Origin of the sequence: Streptomyces spinosisporus (assembly GCF_022698145.1) — a bacterium.
Classification (GTDB): Bacteria; Actinomycetota; Actinomycetes; order Streptomycetales; family Streptomycetaceae; genus Streptomyces; species Streptomyces spinosisporus.
Map to the genome: position 1 here is coordinate 67,071 of NZ_JALDAX010000018.1, position 15,432 is coordinate 82,502.

General features: G+C 71.6%; 11 protein-coding genes. 2 read left to right on the top strand and 9 right to left on the bottom strand.

What is annotated here, in order from left to right; genetic code table 11:
* Positions 1 to 106: 106 nt before the first annotated feature.
* Genes menC through MQN93_RS34960 form a run of 9 tightly spaced genes read right to left on the bottom strand, consistent with a single transcriptional unit; the run spans position 107 to position 14,074 of the window.
* Positions 107 to 1,222: an o-succinylbenzoate synthase gene (gene menC / locus MQN93_RS34920; protein WP_242712671.1), complete on the bottom strand. Its 1,116-nt coding sequence runs from the start codon at positions 1,220 to 1,222 to the stop codon at positions 107 to 109.
* Positions 1,219 to 2,205: a GNAT family N-acetyltransferase gene (locus MQN93_RS34925; RefSeq protein WP_242712672.1), complete on the bottom strand. Its 987-nt coding sequence runs from the start codon at positions 2,203 to 2,205 to the stop codon at positions 1,219 to 1,221. Before MQN93_RS34925 ends, menC begins: the two co-directional genes overlap by 4 nt.
* The gene (locus MQN93_RS34930) at positions 2,202 to 3,395 is read right to left on the bottom strand and encodes a M20 family metallopeptidase (RefSeq protein ID WP_242712673.1); all 1,194 of its coding nucleotides are present in this window, start codon (positions 3,393 to 3,395) and stop codon (positions 2,202 to 2,204) included. Before MQN93_RS34930 ends, MQN93_RS34925 begins: the two co-directional genes overlap by 4 nt.
* Positions 3,392 to 6,793, bottom strand: a complete 3,402-nt coding sequence (locus MQN93_RS34935) for a serine hydrolase (protein ID WP_242712674.1) — start codon at positions 6,791 to 6,793, stop codon at positions 3,392 to 3,394. Before MQN93_RS34935 ends, MQN93_RS34930 begins: the two co-directional genes overlap by 4 nt.
* Positions 6,794 to 6,851: 58 nt before the next feature.
* Positions 6,852 to 7,838, bottom strand: a complete 987-nt coding sequence (locus tag MQN93_RS34940; RefSeq protein ID WP_242712675.1) for an ABC transporter ATP-binding protein — start codon at positions 7,836 to 7,838, stop codon at positions 6,852 to 6,854.
* Entirely contained in the window at positions 7,835 to 9,955 is a 2,121-nt protein-coding gene (locus MQN93_RS34945; RefSeq protein ID WP_242712676.1) for a dipeptide/oligopeptide/nickel ABC transporter permease/ATP-binding protein, read from the bottom strand. The genes MQN93_RS34940 and MQN93_RS34945 overlap by 4 nt, the downstream gene beginning before the upstream one ends.
* A gap of 3 nt (positions 9,956 to 9,958) precedes the next feature.
* Positions 9,959 to 11,017 (bottom strand): ABC transporter permease, encoded by a 1,059-nt coding sequence (locus MQN93_RS34950; RefSeq protein WP_242712677.1) that lies wholly within the window; start codon positions 11,015 to 11,017, stop codon positions 9,959 to 9,961.
* Positions 11,018 to 11,046: 29 nt separating this feature from the next.
* Positions 11,047 to 12,633, bottom strand: a complete 1,587-nt coding sequence (locus tag MQN93_RS34955; RefSeq protein ID WP_016430093.1) for an ABC transporter substrate-binding protein — start codon at positions 12,631 to 12,633, stop codon at positions 11,047 to 11,049.
* A gap of 52 nt (positions 12,634 to 12,685) precedes the next feature.
* Entirely contained in the window at positions 12,686 to 14,074 is a 1,389-nt protein-coding gene (locus tag MQN93_RS34960; protein ID WP_242712678.1) for a serine hydrolase domain-containing protein, read from the bottom strand.
* Between the two features lie 181 nt (positions 14,075 to 14,255).
* Between MQN93_RS34960 and MQN93_RS34965 the strand changes: the two genes are divergently transcribed.
* Both MQN93_RS34965 and MQN93_RS34970 read left to right on the top strand, forming a co-directional pair.
* Positions 14,256 to 15,029 carry an SDR family oxidoreductase gene (locus MQN93_RS34965; protein ID WP_242712679.1) on the top strand — a complete coding sequence of 258 codons (774 nt, stop codon included), beginning with the start codon at positions 14,256 to 14,258 and terminating at the stop codon, positions 15,027 to 15,029.
* A gap of 50 nt (positions 15,030 to 15,079) precedes the next feature.
* The gene (locus MQN93_RS34970; RefSeq protein WP_242712680.1) at positions 15,080 to 15,400 is read left to right on the top strand and encodes a nuclear transport factor 2 family protein; all 321 of its coding nucleotides are present in this window, start codon (positions 15,080 to 15,082) and stop codon (positions 15,398 to 15,400) included.
* The last annotated feature ends 32 nt before the right edge of the window (positions 15,401 to 15,432 follow it).

Below are 15,432 nucleotides of genomic sequence, written 5' to 3' on the forward strand. Positions count from 1 at the left end.
AGAGCGCCACACGGGGTGCGCGTTCACCAGCCTGCCCACACTCCTGGTGCCCGCCCACACGCGCGGTGCCTGCCCACACTCCTGGTGCCCGCCCACGCCATCGTGGTCATACGGCCCGGCCGGGGATCCACTCGATACGGCGGGTCACGGCGTCCAACTCCGCCTCCAGCGGGACCACGCCGATCCCCGGACCGCTCGGCACCGCCAGATGGCCCTCGCGCACGACGAACGGCTCGGTGATGTCGCTCTTGTAGTAGCGCTCCGAACCCGACGTGTCCCCCGGCAAACTGAAACCCGGCAGCGCGGCGAGCGCGAGGTTCGCGGCCCGGCCGATGCCCGTCTCCAGCATGCCGCCGCACCACACCGGCACGCCGTGCGCGGCGCACACGTCGTGGATGCGCCGCGCTTCCAGATAGCCGCCCACCCGGCCGGGCTTGATGTTGACGATCGCACAGGCACCGAGCCGGATCGCGTCCGCCGCCGCACGCGCCGACGTGATCGACTCGTCCAGGCAGACGGGTGTACGGATCTGCTGAGCCAGCCGGGCGTGACCGAGGATGTCGTCCTCGGGCAGCGGCTGTTCGATCAGCAGCAGGTCGTAGCCGTCCAGGCGGGCCAGGTGGCGGGCGTCGGCCAGGGTGTAGGCGGCGTTCGCGTCGACCTGGAGCAGCAGGTCGTCCCCGAAGCGTTCACGCACGGCCCGCACCGGCTCGACGTCCCAGCCGGGCTCGATCTTGAGCTTGATACGGACGTAACCGGCGTCGAGATACCCGGCCACACTGTCGACCAGCGCCGGTACGGAGTCCATGATGCCGACCGAGACGCCGCACGCCACCCGGTCCCGCACCGCCCCGAGCTCGCGGGCCAACGGCCGGACTGCCGCGCGCAGTTCGGCGTCCAGGACACCCATCTCCAGCGCCGCCTTGGCCATCCGGTGCCCCTGGAACGCAGCCAGCGCGGGGGCGACCGAACCGGCGTCGAGACGGTCCGCGCGCGCGAGCGCGGGGATCAGGAAGCGGCGCAGCACGTCGGCGGCGGCGTCGGTGTACTCGGACGAGTACAGCGGGCTCGCCATCGCCACGCACTCGCCCCATCCCTCCCCCTCGTCGGTGACCACACGCAGGATCAGCGCTTCGCGGCCGGTGACAGTGCCGAACGACGTACGGAACGGCGCCACCAAAGGCATCTCGATGTGACGCAGCTCGACACCTGTCAGCTTCATCGCTCCTCCTCACTCTTCCCGATCGACTCGGTCACACCGGAAGCCTCCGGGCGCCGCAGGATGTACCAGCCACTGCGGTCGAAGCCGGTGACCCGGGCACCCTCCGCCATCAACCCGCCCAGGACCTCGCGCAGTGCCGCCCGCCAGTCCCTGGCCGCCCCCGGATCCGTCAACCGCAGGCGCTCGATGTCCTCGGGAACCGCGACGAGCAGGGTGGAGGAGGCAAGCCGGGCAGAGGAGGCGAGTGTGCCCACAACCGGGCTGCCGCCCGCGCCGCGCTCCAGTGCCACCGCGGCACCCGCCGCCCGGCAGCCCGCGGCGTCGGCCGGGGCGAAATCCCCGGCGCAGGCCGCGCGGACCGGCTCGCCGGCCAGCTGCCACCGCGTCAGCAGACGGTCGGTGTCGTCGCCGCCGTTGATGGCGTCATGGACACCGCCGTAGAAGTTGCTCAGATACTCCTCGGGCCGGGCGCCGAGCTTGACCAGGTTGAAGTAGGCGTTGCGGCGGATCAACGGGTCGAAGGTCCAGTGGATGTCCGACACACCCCGCCGCATGCACCAGGCCCGCTGATGCAGTTTGAGGGCGTAGCCCACACTGCGGCCGCGGGCCGCCCCGGACACCCCGGCGATGTGGCTGTGCAGGGTTGCGTCGGCCGGCGCACCGAAGAAACCGACACACGCGCCTACCAGTTCACCGCCGTCGAAGGCTCCGCCGACGTAATTGCCCGACTTCGCCAGTGCCCGCAGCAGTTCTCCGGTCATCGGTGCACCGAGGGGGCCGGGCCGCCAGATGACGTTGAACAGGCGGCGCACCGCGTCGAGTTCACGACCGGATGTCACCTCGCGGACCTGCGACCGCGCGGCCGTCGCCGCCGCGGCGGCCTGGACCGCGGCTTCGTCGGCGACGGCCCGGACCGCTTCCCCGGCAGGTGAGTTGGGGTCGAGGACCGGCAGGACGCTTCCCGCCGGTGAAACGTCGCTCATGACGGGTCCCCCTCGAACAGCCGGACGTGTCCGGCCGGCTCATACGCCCGTCCCCGGCGCGGCGGATCGGCCAGCAGATCGTCCGTCAGGGCGGCCAACAGCGCGCTCCGGCCGGCCAGTTCGCCGACGACCACATGCTCGTCGTCGGCGTGCGCCCCACCCCCCACCGCGCCGAGCCCGTCCAGCGTCGGCGTGCCCACACCCGCGGTGAAGTTGCCGTCGGAGGCTCCCCCGACGGCCGCACCGACAGGCGCGGCCAGGCCGAGCCGATCCGCCAGGGCTGCCGCGCGGGCGAAGAGCACCGCGGACGCCGCGTGTTCCAGCGGCGGACGGTTGGGACCCCCGGTGATCTCAAGCCGGGCGCCGTCCGACACCGGCCGCAGCGCCCGCATCGCCCGGTCCACGCGCGCCTGTTCGGCCGTGTCGCGTACGCGTACGTCGACCGCGAAACGCCCCACGTCGGGAACGGTGTTGGTGGTGGTACCGGAGGTCAGCACCGTCGGTGTCACGCTCGTACCCCGCCCCGGGTCGGCGAGCGCGCCCACCGCGATGACCTGATGGGCCAGTTCGACGGCGGCGTTGATACCGCGTTCGGGTTCCAGGCCGGCGTGCGCGGCCCGCCCGTACGCCTCGACCTCGTACAGCGACACGCCCTTGCGTGCGGTCTTCAGCGCGCCGCCGTCCGCGGACGCCTCCAGCACCAGCGCCGCGGCGCAGCCGGACGCCTCCTCCTCCACCAGTCGGCGTGACGTCGGTGACCCCATCTCCTCGTCGCCCGTCACCAACACGGTGACACCCGACGGGTCCGGCAGGGCCGCTACGGCGTGGAAGGCCATGACCAGTCCGGCCTTCATGTCGAAGCACCCGGGGCCGCGTACGACACCGTCCTCGACCACGAAGGGGTGGCGGTCGAGCGACCCGATCGGCCACACCGTGTCGTGGTGCCCGAGCAGCAGCACCCGCGCGGGCCCGGCGCCCAGCCGCCACCGCAGATGCGTACGTCCCTCGATGGTGATCCGCTCGGGCCGGACGCCGAGCCGGGCGGTGCCCAGTTCGGTGACCACGTCGGCGCTTGTGGCGACGGCGTCGAGGTCGGCGCTCGGCGACTCGCAGCGCACGAGGGTCTCCAGGTCGGCGAGCATCTGCGGCAGGGCCGCCGTCATGCAGGCGACCAGATTGTGCTCGGTCATGAGGTGGTCACCATGGGCGTGGCGCGTGCACCGTGGTGCAGGTAGCGCTCGCCGCCGGCCAGCGTGTAGAAGACCACCGGACGCCAGGTGCGGGATCCCTCGTCCCGTACGGCGAAGTGGTCACCGGAGGCGTCCAGGGGGAGCATGGTGAACTCCTGAACGGGGTCGGGGACCAGTTCGGCCAGCGGACCCGTGACGGTGAACCGCAGCACCCCAGCACCGTCCCGCTCCAGTACCTCCATGACCGCTCCGGCCCGCTCGTAGCGTCCGACGTGGGGTGCGATGTCGACCGTCGGCGGATCGGCCGGTGGCGCCACCGTGCGCGGCATGTCGAGGCCGGCCAGCTCGGCGAAGAGCTCCTGGAAGAGGTCCTCGTACAGGTCGCGTGCGTTGCCGCCGTTGGTGAGGAGTACGACGGCAAGACCGTCGGACGGCAGCAGCCGCAGGAAGGCGGCCTGGCCGATGGTGTTTCCGTCGTGGCCCAGCACGAGTTGCCCGTCCCAGGTGAACCGGATCCAGCCGAGGCCCCAGGAGTCGCCGAGGGTGTAGGGATCGGGCAGTTCGGCGTGCCGGTCGGCCATCTGCGTGGCCGCCGCCTCGCTCAGGAGACGGCCGCCGTCCGCGATGCGCCCGCTGTGCAGATGCGCACGGGCGAAGGCCAGCACGTCGGCGGCCGTGGAGGTGATCAGGCCGGCCGGTCCCAGTGAACGGGGCAGGCCCCACACCGGTGCCTGCCGCGGCGAACCGTTGTCGTCGAATCCGTCGTGGCCGACCGCCGCCCGGTGCAGCAGCGCCTCCTCGGGCAGAGTCCCGGTGCGCCGCAGTCCCAGCCGGGCGAAGATCCGCTCCTTGATCGCCTGGTCCCAGGTGGTGCCGGTGATCTTCTCCACGACCCGGCCCATGAGGGAGAAGCCGGAGTTGCAGTACGACCACGTGACACCGAGGGGGTGGTTCAGCGGCACGTCCGTGAGGCCCGCCACGTACTTCTCCAGGCAGTCGTCGCCCCGTCCGGTGTCGGTGAAGACGTCGCCGTCGATGCCGCTGGTGTGCGTGAGCAGGTGCCGCATCGTCACGGCCTTGGTGATGTCCGGGTCGGCCAGGGCCAGTTCGGGCAGCAGGGTGATCAGTGGGGCGTCCAGGTCGAGCAGACCCTCGTCGGCCAGTTGCATGACCAGAGTGGCCGTCCAGACCTTCGACACCGAGCCGATCTGGAAGAGCGAGTCGGTGGTCGCCGTCACTCCCGTCTCGACGCTGAGTACACCGTGGGCGGCCTCGACCAGCTCGTCGTCCTGGGCGCCGTCCGTGTCCGGGCGGGTCCGCAGGATGCCGAGGGTCGCGCCGGGCACCCGGTGCCGCGCGGCCAGGGCGGCGAGCCGCCGCTGCCAGTGCGCGCGGTCGATCGGCGGCCGCCTCCTGCCCTCGCCGCCGGCGTACCGCTCCACCCACTCGGCGACCCGGCCGTTGAAGTCCAGCAGGTGCGACGGCGGGCCTTCGAGCACGAACAGGTGGGAGCCGCCGGGGTAGAGGACCATCCGGGTCGGCACGTCGCGCTCGCGCAGGGCGGTGTGCCACTGAACAGCCTGGCCCACCGGGCAGACCAGGTCGTCGGTGCCGTGCAGGATCAGGGTGGGGGTGTTCACCTGGTCGACCCGGGTCAGGGGGGACATGGCGGCGTACCGGTCGGGATCCGCCCAGGGCGGTCCGCCGAACTCGTACGTGGCGAGGAAGTGCCCGTCCTCGGCGGAGCCGGCCATGCTGGTCAGGTCGCTGACGACGCCACCGGCGACAGCGGCGGCGAACCGGCCGTCGCGGCTGGTCAGATAGCAGGTCATATAGCCGCCGTAGCTGTATCCGGTGACCGCGAGCCGGGCGGGGTCGGCGATGCCCTCGGCGACCAGCGCGTCCACCGGCTCCAGGAAGTCCCGCGCGTCACCGACGCCCCACGCGCCGTTCACGGCGTTGAAGAACGCTTCGCCGTATCCGTCGCTGCCGCGCGGGTTGATCAGCAGGACGTTCCAGCCACGGGCGGCGAGGAGTTGGTGGTAGAGGTGGACGGGGTCGGCCGCGGCGTTCCACGCGTTGTGCGGGCCGCCGTGTATGTCGAGCAGCAGCGGCCGCGGCCCACCGTCGCCTGCCGGTCGCCCGCCGGTCAGCCAGCCCTGGACCACGGTGCCGTCGGAAAGGGTGAACTCCCGCTCTACGCGCGGGAACAGCTCGACGTCGACCAGGGGTGCGCCGTGCGCGGTGCGGACGGTCCACGATCCCGACGTGAGGTCGAGGACGGCGATCTCGCCGAAGGAGGTGGGGGTGGCGAGGACGAGCGCGACGGAGTCGCCGCGAACCGTCATGCCGGAGATGGTGTGCCCGGCGCCACCGAGCAGCAGGCGGGGGTGGTGCTCTTGCTCTACGCCGTCGAGGTCGACGGCGTAGAGGTGTGTGCAGCCGCGGTCACGGGCGCAGAACAGCACCGTGCGGCCGTCGCCGGTGAGTTGGGGCAGCGCGCCGGGGTAGCCGGGGCCTCCCGGCATGACATTGCGGTCGAGCGACGACGCGAGGTCCGTGATACCCGTGACGGCTTCTCCGTCCATCGGGATGTGCAACAGGCGTGCGTGGCCCACCGGTTCGCCGAGGTGGCCGACGACCAGCAGGGCGTCACCGTCTGCCGTCCAGTCGGCGCTCGTGGCCACGCACTCGGTGGGGCCGACCCGCACCGGGGCCGCCGCCGGGTCGTCGACGGCCACGATGTGGGGCGCGGACTGCGCAGTCAGGTCGGCGTTGGGCGCCGTCGCGGCGGTGAAGGCCAGCCGCGTGCCGTCCGGGGACCAGGCCGGCCGGGAGGCATACCAGTCCCCCTCGGTGATCTGACGGCACCGGCCGGTGGTGAGGTCGAGGACGTGCAGATGCCTGCGGACGGTGCCGGTCAGTCCTGCCCCGTCGCTCTGGAAGTCGAGCCGGTCGACGACCACCGGCCGGCCCGGTGCGCTCGGTCCCGCCGCGTCCGGCACGACAGCGATGTCGACCGGCGCGGTGAAGGCGATCCGGGTGCCGTCCCCGCTCCACACGGGAGCACCGGCACCAAGGGGCAGCGTGGTCAACTGCTCGGCCTCGCCGCCCTCGAGCGGCAGCTGCCACAGTTGCGGAGGGCCCTCGCTCGCGCGCAGGAACACGATCCGCGTGCCGTCCGGTGACCAGGCCGGCGCCTGGTCGTCGCCGCCGCGGGTCAGCTGCCGTGCGTCGCCTCCGGCACGGGGGATCAGCCACAGGTTGCGGACGATCCGGTCGGCGTCCAGATCGCTGGTGCGCAGCACGTACACGATCCGTTCGCCGTCCGGCGACAGCGCCGGTTGCTCGGGGGTCGCGATGTCTGCCAGGTCCTCCAGGCGCAGGGACCGAGTCATGAAGGGCTCCTCAGTGATGACGTGCGGGTGTGCAACGGGGCATGAGCGCGCGGTGGGTTCACGTCGCCTGGTGCGATGGCGTCGGCAGAGGGGCGGCGAAGTGGCAGGCGGTGGCGTGTCTACGGCCGACGGCGCCGACCGCGGGGTCGAGGCTCAGGCAGTCGGTGCGGGCGGGCAGCGCCAGCGGTCCCACGGGACAGCGTGGGTGGAAGCGGCATCCGGCCGGCAGATGGTGGGGGTCGGGCGGTTCGGTGTCCAGGACGGCGCCGCTCTCCTCGTGCGCGCTGTTTGCCGCGTATCCGTCCCGGTGCGGTGCCGCCGCCAACAGCTCCCGGGTGTAGGGGTGTTGTGGGTCCGTCAGTACTTCATGGGCGGGGCCGCACTCGACGATACGGCCGAGGTACATCACCGCGATGATGTCGCTGACGTAGCGCACGACGGCGAGGTTGTGCGAGATGAACAGCATGCCCAGACGGGTCTGTTGTTGCAGGTCGCGTACGAGGTTGAGCACGGTTCCCTGCACCGACACGTCCAGCGCCGAGGTGATCTCGTCCGCGACGACGATCTGCGGCCGGGCCGCCAACGCCCGTGCCAGTGCGACGCGTTGGCACTGTCCGCCGGACAGCTCGGAAGGCCGAGAGGAGATGTGCGCCGCATCCAGGCCCACCAGGCCGAACAGCCGGGTGACCTCGGCGCGACGGGCGGCGGTGCCGGTGCGCGGTATCGCCTCGGCCACCGAGTCGCCGACGCTCATGCGCGGATCCAGGCAGGCGTAGGGATCCTGGAAGACCATCTGCACCGCCCTGCCGGACCCGCGCGCCGGACGGTGACGGACGTCGCGGCCGTCGAGAAGGACCCGTCCCGCGGCGATGGGCGCCAGGCCGACCGCCGCGCGGGCCAGCGTGGACTTGCCCGAGCCGGACTCCCCCACCAGGCCGACCACCTGTCCCGTGGGCACGGTCAGGCTCACTCCGTCGACGGCTTTCATGGCCCGGCGCCCGGTGCCGTAGCGCACGGTGACATCTTCGAAGCGCAGCTCGCTCACGGCTGTTCACCTTCTCCAGCGAGGGGTTCGGCCCGTGCGGCGATGGGTTCGGCCCGTCCGGCGGTGAGTTCGGCCTCTTCGCCCGTGAATGCGGCCTTGCCGTCGAGAGAGTCGGCCGGCCCCGCACCGGTCTGCGGATACCAGCAGGCGACCCGATGCCCCGGCTCGACCGACTCCAAGCGCGGGTCGTCCACGCGGCACCGGTCCTGCGCGACGGGGCACCGCGCCGCGAAAGCGCACCCGGCCGGTGTCCGGTCCGGTGTCACGGGCCGGCCCGGGATGACGGTGAGCGGCCGGTCGAGTGCGGTCTCCATATGGGGCACCGCGGCGATGAGCGCACGGGTGTAGGGGTGTTGAGCCGTGGTGAACAGCCGGTCGGAGGGGAGTTCCTCGACGATGCGGCCGGCGTACATCACCAGGATGCGGTCGCAGGTCTGCGCCACCACATGGATGTCATGACTGATCAGCAGGAGCGCGACGCCGTCCCCGGCGCGGACGGTGTCCAGCAGCCGCAGCACCTGCCGCTGCACGGTGACGTCCAGCGCGGTCGTGGGCTCGTCGGCGACGATGAGCCGGGGCCGGCCCATCAGAGCGAGGGCGATCATCGCTCGCTGGCGCATACCGCCGGACAACTCGTGCGGGTACTGCGCCGCCCGCCGTGCGGCCGCCGACATCCGCACCTGGCGCAGTCGTTCGACAGCCCGCGACAGCGCCTCGGACCGGCCGGCCCCGAAGTGTTGCTCCGCCACCTCCGCCAGTTGCCGCCCGACTCGCATCGCAGGGTTGAAGGAGGTCATGGGGTCCTGGAAGACCATGGCGAGCGAGGTGCCGAGCAGGCGCCGGTTGACGGCACTGTGGGACGGCTCGGTGAGCAGGGACGTACCGAGGAAATCGATACGGTCGGCGTCCACCTCACCCGGATGCTCCACCAACCGGCTCACGGCGAGCGCGGTGAGGCTCTTGCCGGACCCCGACTCCCCCACGACACCCACCGCCTCCCCCTCGCCGACGTTCAGGCCGACACCGCGCACCGCGGTGACCGGGCCGTGCGGACCGGGGAAGCTCACCCGCAGCCCCTCCACGCTCAACACCGGCTGTTCACCGGGGACTTCGGCGGCATCCGCCTCCGGTACCACCGCCGTGGCCGAAGGGGCCGCGGGCATTTCGGCGGGACGCGGAGCGCGCGACCGGGACGCGGTGGGAACACCGACGGCCTTGGCCACGGCCTCTCCGGTGAGGTTGAAGGCCAGTCCGGCGATCACCACGGCGGCGCCGGGCGCCAGGGCCGCGGCGGGGTGCGTATAGATGCCGTTGAGGCCCTCCCCCAGCAGCCGTCCCCAGTCGTACGACGGTGCCTGCACACCCAGGCCGAGGAAGGAGAGCCCGGAGAACGCCAGCAGCGCGCCGCCGGCGCTGATGGTGGCGTTGACGATCAGCGGGTCGGAGACGTTCGGCAGGACATGACGGGTGAGGATCCGCAGGCGGCCGACTCCGGCGACGCGGGCCGCGTGGACGTAGTCCCGTTCGCTGAGGGACGCCACCAGGGTCTGGGTGAGCCGCGCGAAGCCGGGTGCCATCGCGAAGCCGATGGCGAGGACCGCGCCCTTGGCGCCGACCCCGAACACCACGGCGAAGAACAGTGCGAGCAGCAGCCCGGGGAAGGCCACGGCGACGTTGACCACCGCGGTCACCGTCCGCCCGACCCGGCGTCCCAGCAGGGCCGGTGCCACGCCGAGCACCAGGCCGGTCGCGACGCCCAGCGCGGTGGCGAGCAGTGCCAGGGCGATCGACAGCCGGGTGGCGACCAGCAACCGGTAGAAGATGTCCCGGCCCAGGTTGTCCGTGCCCAGCCAGTGGCGTCCCGAGGACCCCTGGAGGATCTGGCCGGTATCGATGGCATCGGCTCGGCCTGACCACAGCAGTGGGGCGAACACCGCCAGCAGCAGGACGAGCAGCAGCAGCGTGGCCGCGCACCAGCCGAGCGGGGTACGCAGCACGCCGAGCCACCGGTTGCCGCCGGGCAGGCCCCGCACCTCACCGTCCCGCACGGAGGCGTGGGCTTCGTCCCGGGGTTCCTGGTCCCCGCCGGCCCGCAGAGCCTCGAACTCCACCGCCATCGGTCAGCTCTCCCGGATCGCGGAACGGGGGTCGAGCAGGGCCAGCGCGACGTCGACCGCGACGTTCACCAGCAGTACGCCCGTGCCGTAGACGAGGACGACGCCCTGCACGACGGGATAGTCCTTCGACAGGATCGACTGCACGATGGTGCTGCCCAGACCCGGCCAGGCGAAGACGTTCTCCACCAGCACGGTGCCGGCCACCAGGCTGCTCAGCAGCAGTCCACCGATGGTCAGGCCCGCGGTCACCGCGTTGGGCAGGGCATGGCGCAGATAGACCCTGCGGGGTGGCAGGCGTTTGGCGCGGGCGGTGCGGATGTAGTCGGCGTTCAGCACCGACGCCATCTCGATGCGCACGATGCGGGCCAGGACCGCCGCCGGCCCGGCGGCCAGCGACAGCACGGGCAGCACGTACGAAGACGGCCCGCCTCGGCCGGCGACCGGGAACCAGCCCAGTTGCACGCCGAAGACCCAGACGAGCCCCACGGCGAGGAGGAACTCCGGGATCGTGGCCACCAGGACACTGGTGGAGGTGAAGACGAGTTCGCCGCCGTGGTGACGGCCACCGCGGGTCAGCACCGCCATCGCCGTGCCCAGCGGCACCGACACCACCACCGCCAGCAGGAAGGACACCACGGCGAGCGCGGCGGTCGACGGCAGCCGGTCACCGATCACCTGGCTCACGGGCAGACCGCTGGTCACGGAGGTGCCGAGGTCTCCCCCGGCCAGGTTGCGCAGGAAACGCCCGTACTGGGTCGGCAGCGAGTCGTTCAGCCCCAGCATCTCCCGGCGCTGGTTCACCACTTGCTGCGAGGCGTTCATGCCGAGCGCGGCGCGTACGGGGTCGCCGGGGATGAGGTGAATCATCGCGAACGCCGCCGTGACCAGCACCCACACCGACAGCACCAGACGGGTCAGACGGCGCGCCGTGAAGCGGGCCCAGGGGTTGTCCACCAGGCCGCGGACCAGGCCCGGCGAGGCGTGCGGTTGCTCGACGCCGGGGCCGGTATCGGGACCGGGACCGGGACCGGGCAGGAACCGGTCGGCCGTCTGTGCGTTCATCCGTGTGCCTCCGGGTTACGGCCGGCCGGTCATCCGACCATGCGGATCGTGGTCGGGGCGAGGGAGCCGTCGGCCATGTCGAAGGTCGCGCCGTTGCCGAACACCGGCGTGGCCAGGTCGGCGAAGGGCACGATGTCGGCCTGCCGGAACAGTGCCTTCTCGGCGGCGGCCCATTCGGCGCAGCCCTTCGCGCCGGTGAGCGCCGAGGCGGCCTTGACGTGGGCCTGGTACGCGGCGTTGTCGATCGAGCCGAAGTTGTTCCCACCCGGCGGGGTGGCGCCCGAGACGAAGGGCACCGCCTGGGTGGGCAGGGTCACCGTCAGGGGCAGGAACATGGCGTCCCAGGAACCCTGTCCGGAGATGACCTGGTCGAACTGGCTGTCGGCCGCGCCTCGCAGGGTGACCTTCACACCGGCCTTCTGCCAGACGGAGCGCAGCAGTTCAGCGGCGTTCTGCATCGGGGCGCCGCGGCTGCTCGGGTAGTAGAAGGTCAGCGCGAGCTTCTTGCCGTCCCTCTGCCGCACGCCGTCGGAGCCCTTGGCCCAGCCGGCCGCGTCCAGAGCCGCTTCCGCGGCAGCCAGGTCGTGCCCCGGCAGGTTTCCGGCGACGGTGTCCGCGGTGCACGGGCCCTGACCCTTGGAGACCAGGCCGGTGGGCGCTTCTCCGCTGCCGCCGGTGACCACCTTGCGCAGCTGCACCAGATCGAGGGCCTGCGTCAGCGCACGCCTGACCTCGGGCGCGGCGGTCGGCTCGCCGCGTCGCTGGTTGAACCACAACTCACCGAGTGGCGCGTGCACTTCGCGTTTGAAGTCGAGTCGGGCCGCCACCCGCTCCTTGTCCTGACCGGCGATCAGGGCCGCGTTGACCTCCCCCGCGAGCAACAGGTTGGCGGCGGTGGTCTCGTTGCTGACGACCTTCAGGACGACGGTGTCCGGGAGCCCCTCGGTATCGGCCTTCGAGCCGCCCGGCCCCCACGCATAGTCCTTGCGGCGGGTGAAGGTGTAGTGGTCGTCGACGACGGCCTCGGTGAGGGTGAACATGCCGGTGCCCGAACCGCCCCGCTTCAGGATCGAACGGTTGGTGAGGCCCTTGCGGCACACGATGGGCAGCGTGCCCACATTGCGGGCGAGGAAGGCGTCGGCGCTCGGCGCGGTCACCGTGACGGTGCCGGATGCGTCGTCCGCCTTCGCCTTCGCTCCGACCGGCACATACAGCCCCGCCACGGTCGACCCGCTCTTCGGGTCACCGGCGTAGTTGATGTTGTCGGCCACGTCCTTCGCGGTGAGCGGAGTGCCGTCGGAGCAGGTGACGCCCTTGCGCAGGGTGTAACTGGCCGTCGTGGGCGTGCTCTTGAAGGAACTCGCCAGCGAGGGGACCTCCTTGCCGGAGGCGTCGACGGCCACCAGCGAGTCGTACATGAACAGGTCGGTCTGGCGGGCGACGGACAGTGTGGTGGCGTGCGGGTCGAGGTTGCCGGGGTCGGCGGGGAGGGCGTAGGTGAACGTCCCGCCGTCGGCGGGTCGGCCGGACGTGCTGGTGCCGCCACCGCTGCACGCGGTCAGCGCGAGCGTCAGCGCCCCGGCCATCGCGATCGTCGTCGTCCCTGCGTACTTCATGGTGTCTCCAGCGGAAGGTCGCGGGCCCAGGCGCACCGTCGGCCCGGGGGCATCACTGAGCGGTACGGCGGTCCGCCCTGCCGGTGTGCAGGAACTGCGCAGGGCCGTCGGGCGCGCCACCGACGAAGGCGTACGGCTGGTGGAAGCCGTGCTCCTCCTCCTTGGCGATGAGCGTGTCGCCGTCGAAGGCGACCAGCTCGACGGTGGTGGTCTCCATGCCCATGTCGGCGGCGAGCCCCTTGGGGACGCAGGTCACCCAGACCCGGCGGTCGTCGTCCTGGGTGACGGTGTTGTCGAACATGCGGGAGCTGTACGTGCCCAAATAGCGCCCCGCGTCGACGGGTTGGGGGTCGGTCGACGGCACCGGCATCGCGGGCAGGTCGACGTCCGCCAGTTCGCGCAGCATGTGGCCGACGACCGCGCGGTAGAGGCCGAGGGTGTTGCCGCCGTTGGTCAGCAGGGCGACGGCGAGGTCGTGCTCGGGTACCAGCCGCAGGAAGGCGGACTGGCCGATGGTGCTGCCGTCGTGCCCGATGAGCCCGGTGTCCTCACCGTCGAAGATCTCCCAGCCGAGCCCCCAGGCGTCCCCCATCACGCCCAGGCGGGGCAGCTCCACCTCCCGCTCGCGCATGGCCTTGGCCGTGGCCTCGCTCAGTATCACGTTGCCGTTGCCGGCCGTGCCGTCGTCGAGGTGCATCCGGGCGAAGGCCAGCAGGTCGCGCGGGCGCATCGCGAGCAGGGAGCCCGCGGGCGAGTTCGAAGGGGCGATGTTCCATACGGGCGCGGGCTGGAGAGGTTCCCCGGGAGAGGGTGGCAGATGTCCGACCGCGGCCCGGTAAAGGATCGCCTCGTCCGCTCCGTGTGCTGCGTGGGTGAGACCGAGCGGAGTGAACAGGTGGTCGCGCAGACAGGCGGCGTAGGGCTTGCCGCGCACCACCTCGACGAGCCGGCCCAGTACGCAGTAGCCCGCGTTGTTGTACGAGAACATCTCGCCCGGCGCGAAGAGTTGGGGGACGTCGCTCAGGGTGGCGACGTACTTCTCCACACAGTCGTCGTCCTTGCCCGTGTCCGTGAAGATGTCGCCCTCGAACCCGGCGGTGTGGTTCAGGAGTTGCCGCACGGTGATCGCTGCCGCGGCGGACTCGTCGGCGATACGGAACTCGGGCAGACGGCCGCGAACCGGGGCGTCGAGTTCGACCAGGCCCTCGTCGACGAGCTGCATCACCAGCGTCGCGGTCCACACCTTGGTGATGGAACCGATCTGGAACAGCGTCTCGGCGTTCGCCTCCACCCCGGTCGCCAGGCTCAGCACACCCGCACCGTGATCGGCGACCTCTCCACCCAGGTCCACGGCGACCGCCGCACCCGGTACCTCGTACTCGTCGAGCAGCGCAGGAAGCTTCTCTTCCCACCAGGCCCGTATCCGGTCGAGTTTCGTCATGCCGTGAAGGTAGGGCCGGGCCCGGCACACCGATTCGTGACGGAGAACGAAGCCTGGCCCGCGACTCCGTACGTCAGCACGAAGTCAGCGCCCACACGCCTGTGCCGATGCCACACCCGGCCGCCCGACCACACATGCCCGCCTTGACCCTCTCCCCGAGGGAGGGTCCAAGGTCGCAGCCATGTACAGCAAGGATCTCGATGGGCGTCGCGCCGTGGTGGCGGGCGGGAGCAAGGGGACGGGGCTGGCCACAGCACGGCGGCTGCGCGAGGCCGGGGCGGAGGTGGTCACCATCGCCCGTACGCCGCCGGAGGCCGCCGACCCCCTCTTCGTCCAGGCCGACCTGGGCACCCCCGAAGGTGTCGCGTCGGCGGCCGCGGCAGTGGCCGAGCTCGTGGGTGTCCCGGACATCCTGGTGCATGTCGTGGGTGGCTCCCGCGCTCCGGCCGGTGGGTATGCGGCCTTGGACGACGGGGTGTGGGCGGAGGAGCTTGCCGTCAACCTGTTGTCGGCGGTCCGGCTGGATCACGCGTTGGTGCCCGCGATGGCCTCCCGCAGGTCGGGGGCCGTGGTGCACGTGACCTCGATCCAGCGCCGTATGCCGCTGCACGACTCGACGCTGGCGTACGCGGCGGCCAAGAGCGCCCTCGCCACCTACAGCAAGGGGCTTGCGAACGAGGTGGCGCCGAAGGGTGTCAGGGTCAACTCGGTCGCCCCCGGATTCATCCGCACCGACGGTGCCGAGCACCTCCTCGCACGCCGGATGAGGGAGGGCGCCATCACCCGGGAGGCCGCTCTCGACGATCTGATGCAGGTCCTCGGCGGTATCCCGCTGGGTCGGCCGGCCGAGCCGGCCGAGGTCGCCGAGCTGATCACCTTCCTGGTCTCGGACCGGGCGAGTGCGATCACCGGCGCCGAGCACGTCGTCGACGGCGGCACCATTCGCACGGTCTGAGCCGCCCCACCTTCACGACACAACCCCCTTCGCGACCATGGGAGAACGCCATGCACGACATCCAGGAATTCGCCAAGGAGTACTTCGCCGCGGCGACCGATCCCGATCGCGAGCGCTACTTCGCGCTCTTCGACGACGGCATCGTCGTACACGACGACGGGCGCAGCCACGAAGGACTCGCGGCGGTGCGCCGTTGGCGCACCGAGGTCCCGCCCGTGGTCTACCACCTCCGCGATGTCACGGGGACGGCCACCGCGTGTCAGGCCGTCGCGGAGGTTTCCGGCGACTTCCCCGGCAGCCCGGTAATCCTCCGCTTCACCTTCGAACGTGACGCGCAAGGGAAGATCACATTGCTGGACATCGCACCCTGACATCCGGGCTCGAGCCGACCGGGTGCCGAGCC

What these genes read in the sequence shown, in the direction of transcription:
- menC (WP_242712671.1), bottom strand. Translation starts at nt 1,222, where the DNA reads ATGAAGCTGACAGGTGTCGAGCTGCGTCACATCGAGATGCCTTTGGTG.
- MQN93_RS34925 (WP_242712672.1), bottom strand. Translation starts at nt 2,205, where the DNA reads ATGAGCGACGTTTCACCGGCGGGAAGCGTCCTGCCGGTCCTCGACCCC.
- MQN93_RS34930 (WP_242712673.1), bottom strand. Translation starts at nt 3,395, where the DNA reads ATGACCGAGCACAATCTGGTCGCCTGCATGACGGCGGCCCTGCCGCAG.
- MQN93_RS34935 (WP_242712674.1), bottom strand. Translation starts at nt 6,793, where the DNA reads ATGACTCGGTCCCTGCGCCTGGAGGACCTGGCAGACATCGCGACCCCC.
- MQN93_RS34945 (WP_242712676.1), bottom strand. Translation starts at nt 9,955, where the DNA reads ATGGCGGTGGAGTTCGAGGCTCTGCGGGCCGGCGGGGACCAGGAACCC.
- MQN93_RS34950 (WP_242712677.1), bottom strand. Translation starts at nt 11,017, where the DNA reads ATGAACGCACAGACGGCCGACCGGTTCCTGCCCGGTCCCGGTCCCGGT.
- MQN93_RS34955 (WP_016430093.1), bottom strand. Translation starts at nt 12,633, where the DNA reads ATGAAGTACGCAGGGACGACGACGATCGCGATGGCCGGGGCGCTGACG.
- MQN93_RS34960 (WP_242712678.1), bottom strand. Translation starts at nt 14,074, where the DNA reads ATGACGAAACTCGACCGGATACGGGCCTGGTGGGAAGAGAAGCTTCCT.
- MQN93_RS34965 (WP_242712679.1), top strand. Translation starts at nt 14,256, where the DNA reads ATGTACAGCAAGGATCTCGATGGGCGTCGCGCCGTGGTGGCGGGCGGG.
- MQN93_RS34970 (WP_242712680.1), top strand. Translation starts at nt 15,080, where the DNA reads ATGCACGACATCCAGGAATTCGCCAAGGAGTACTTCGCCGCGGCGACC.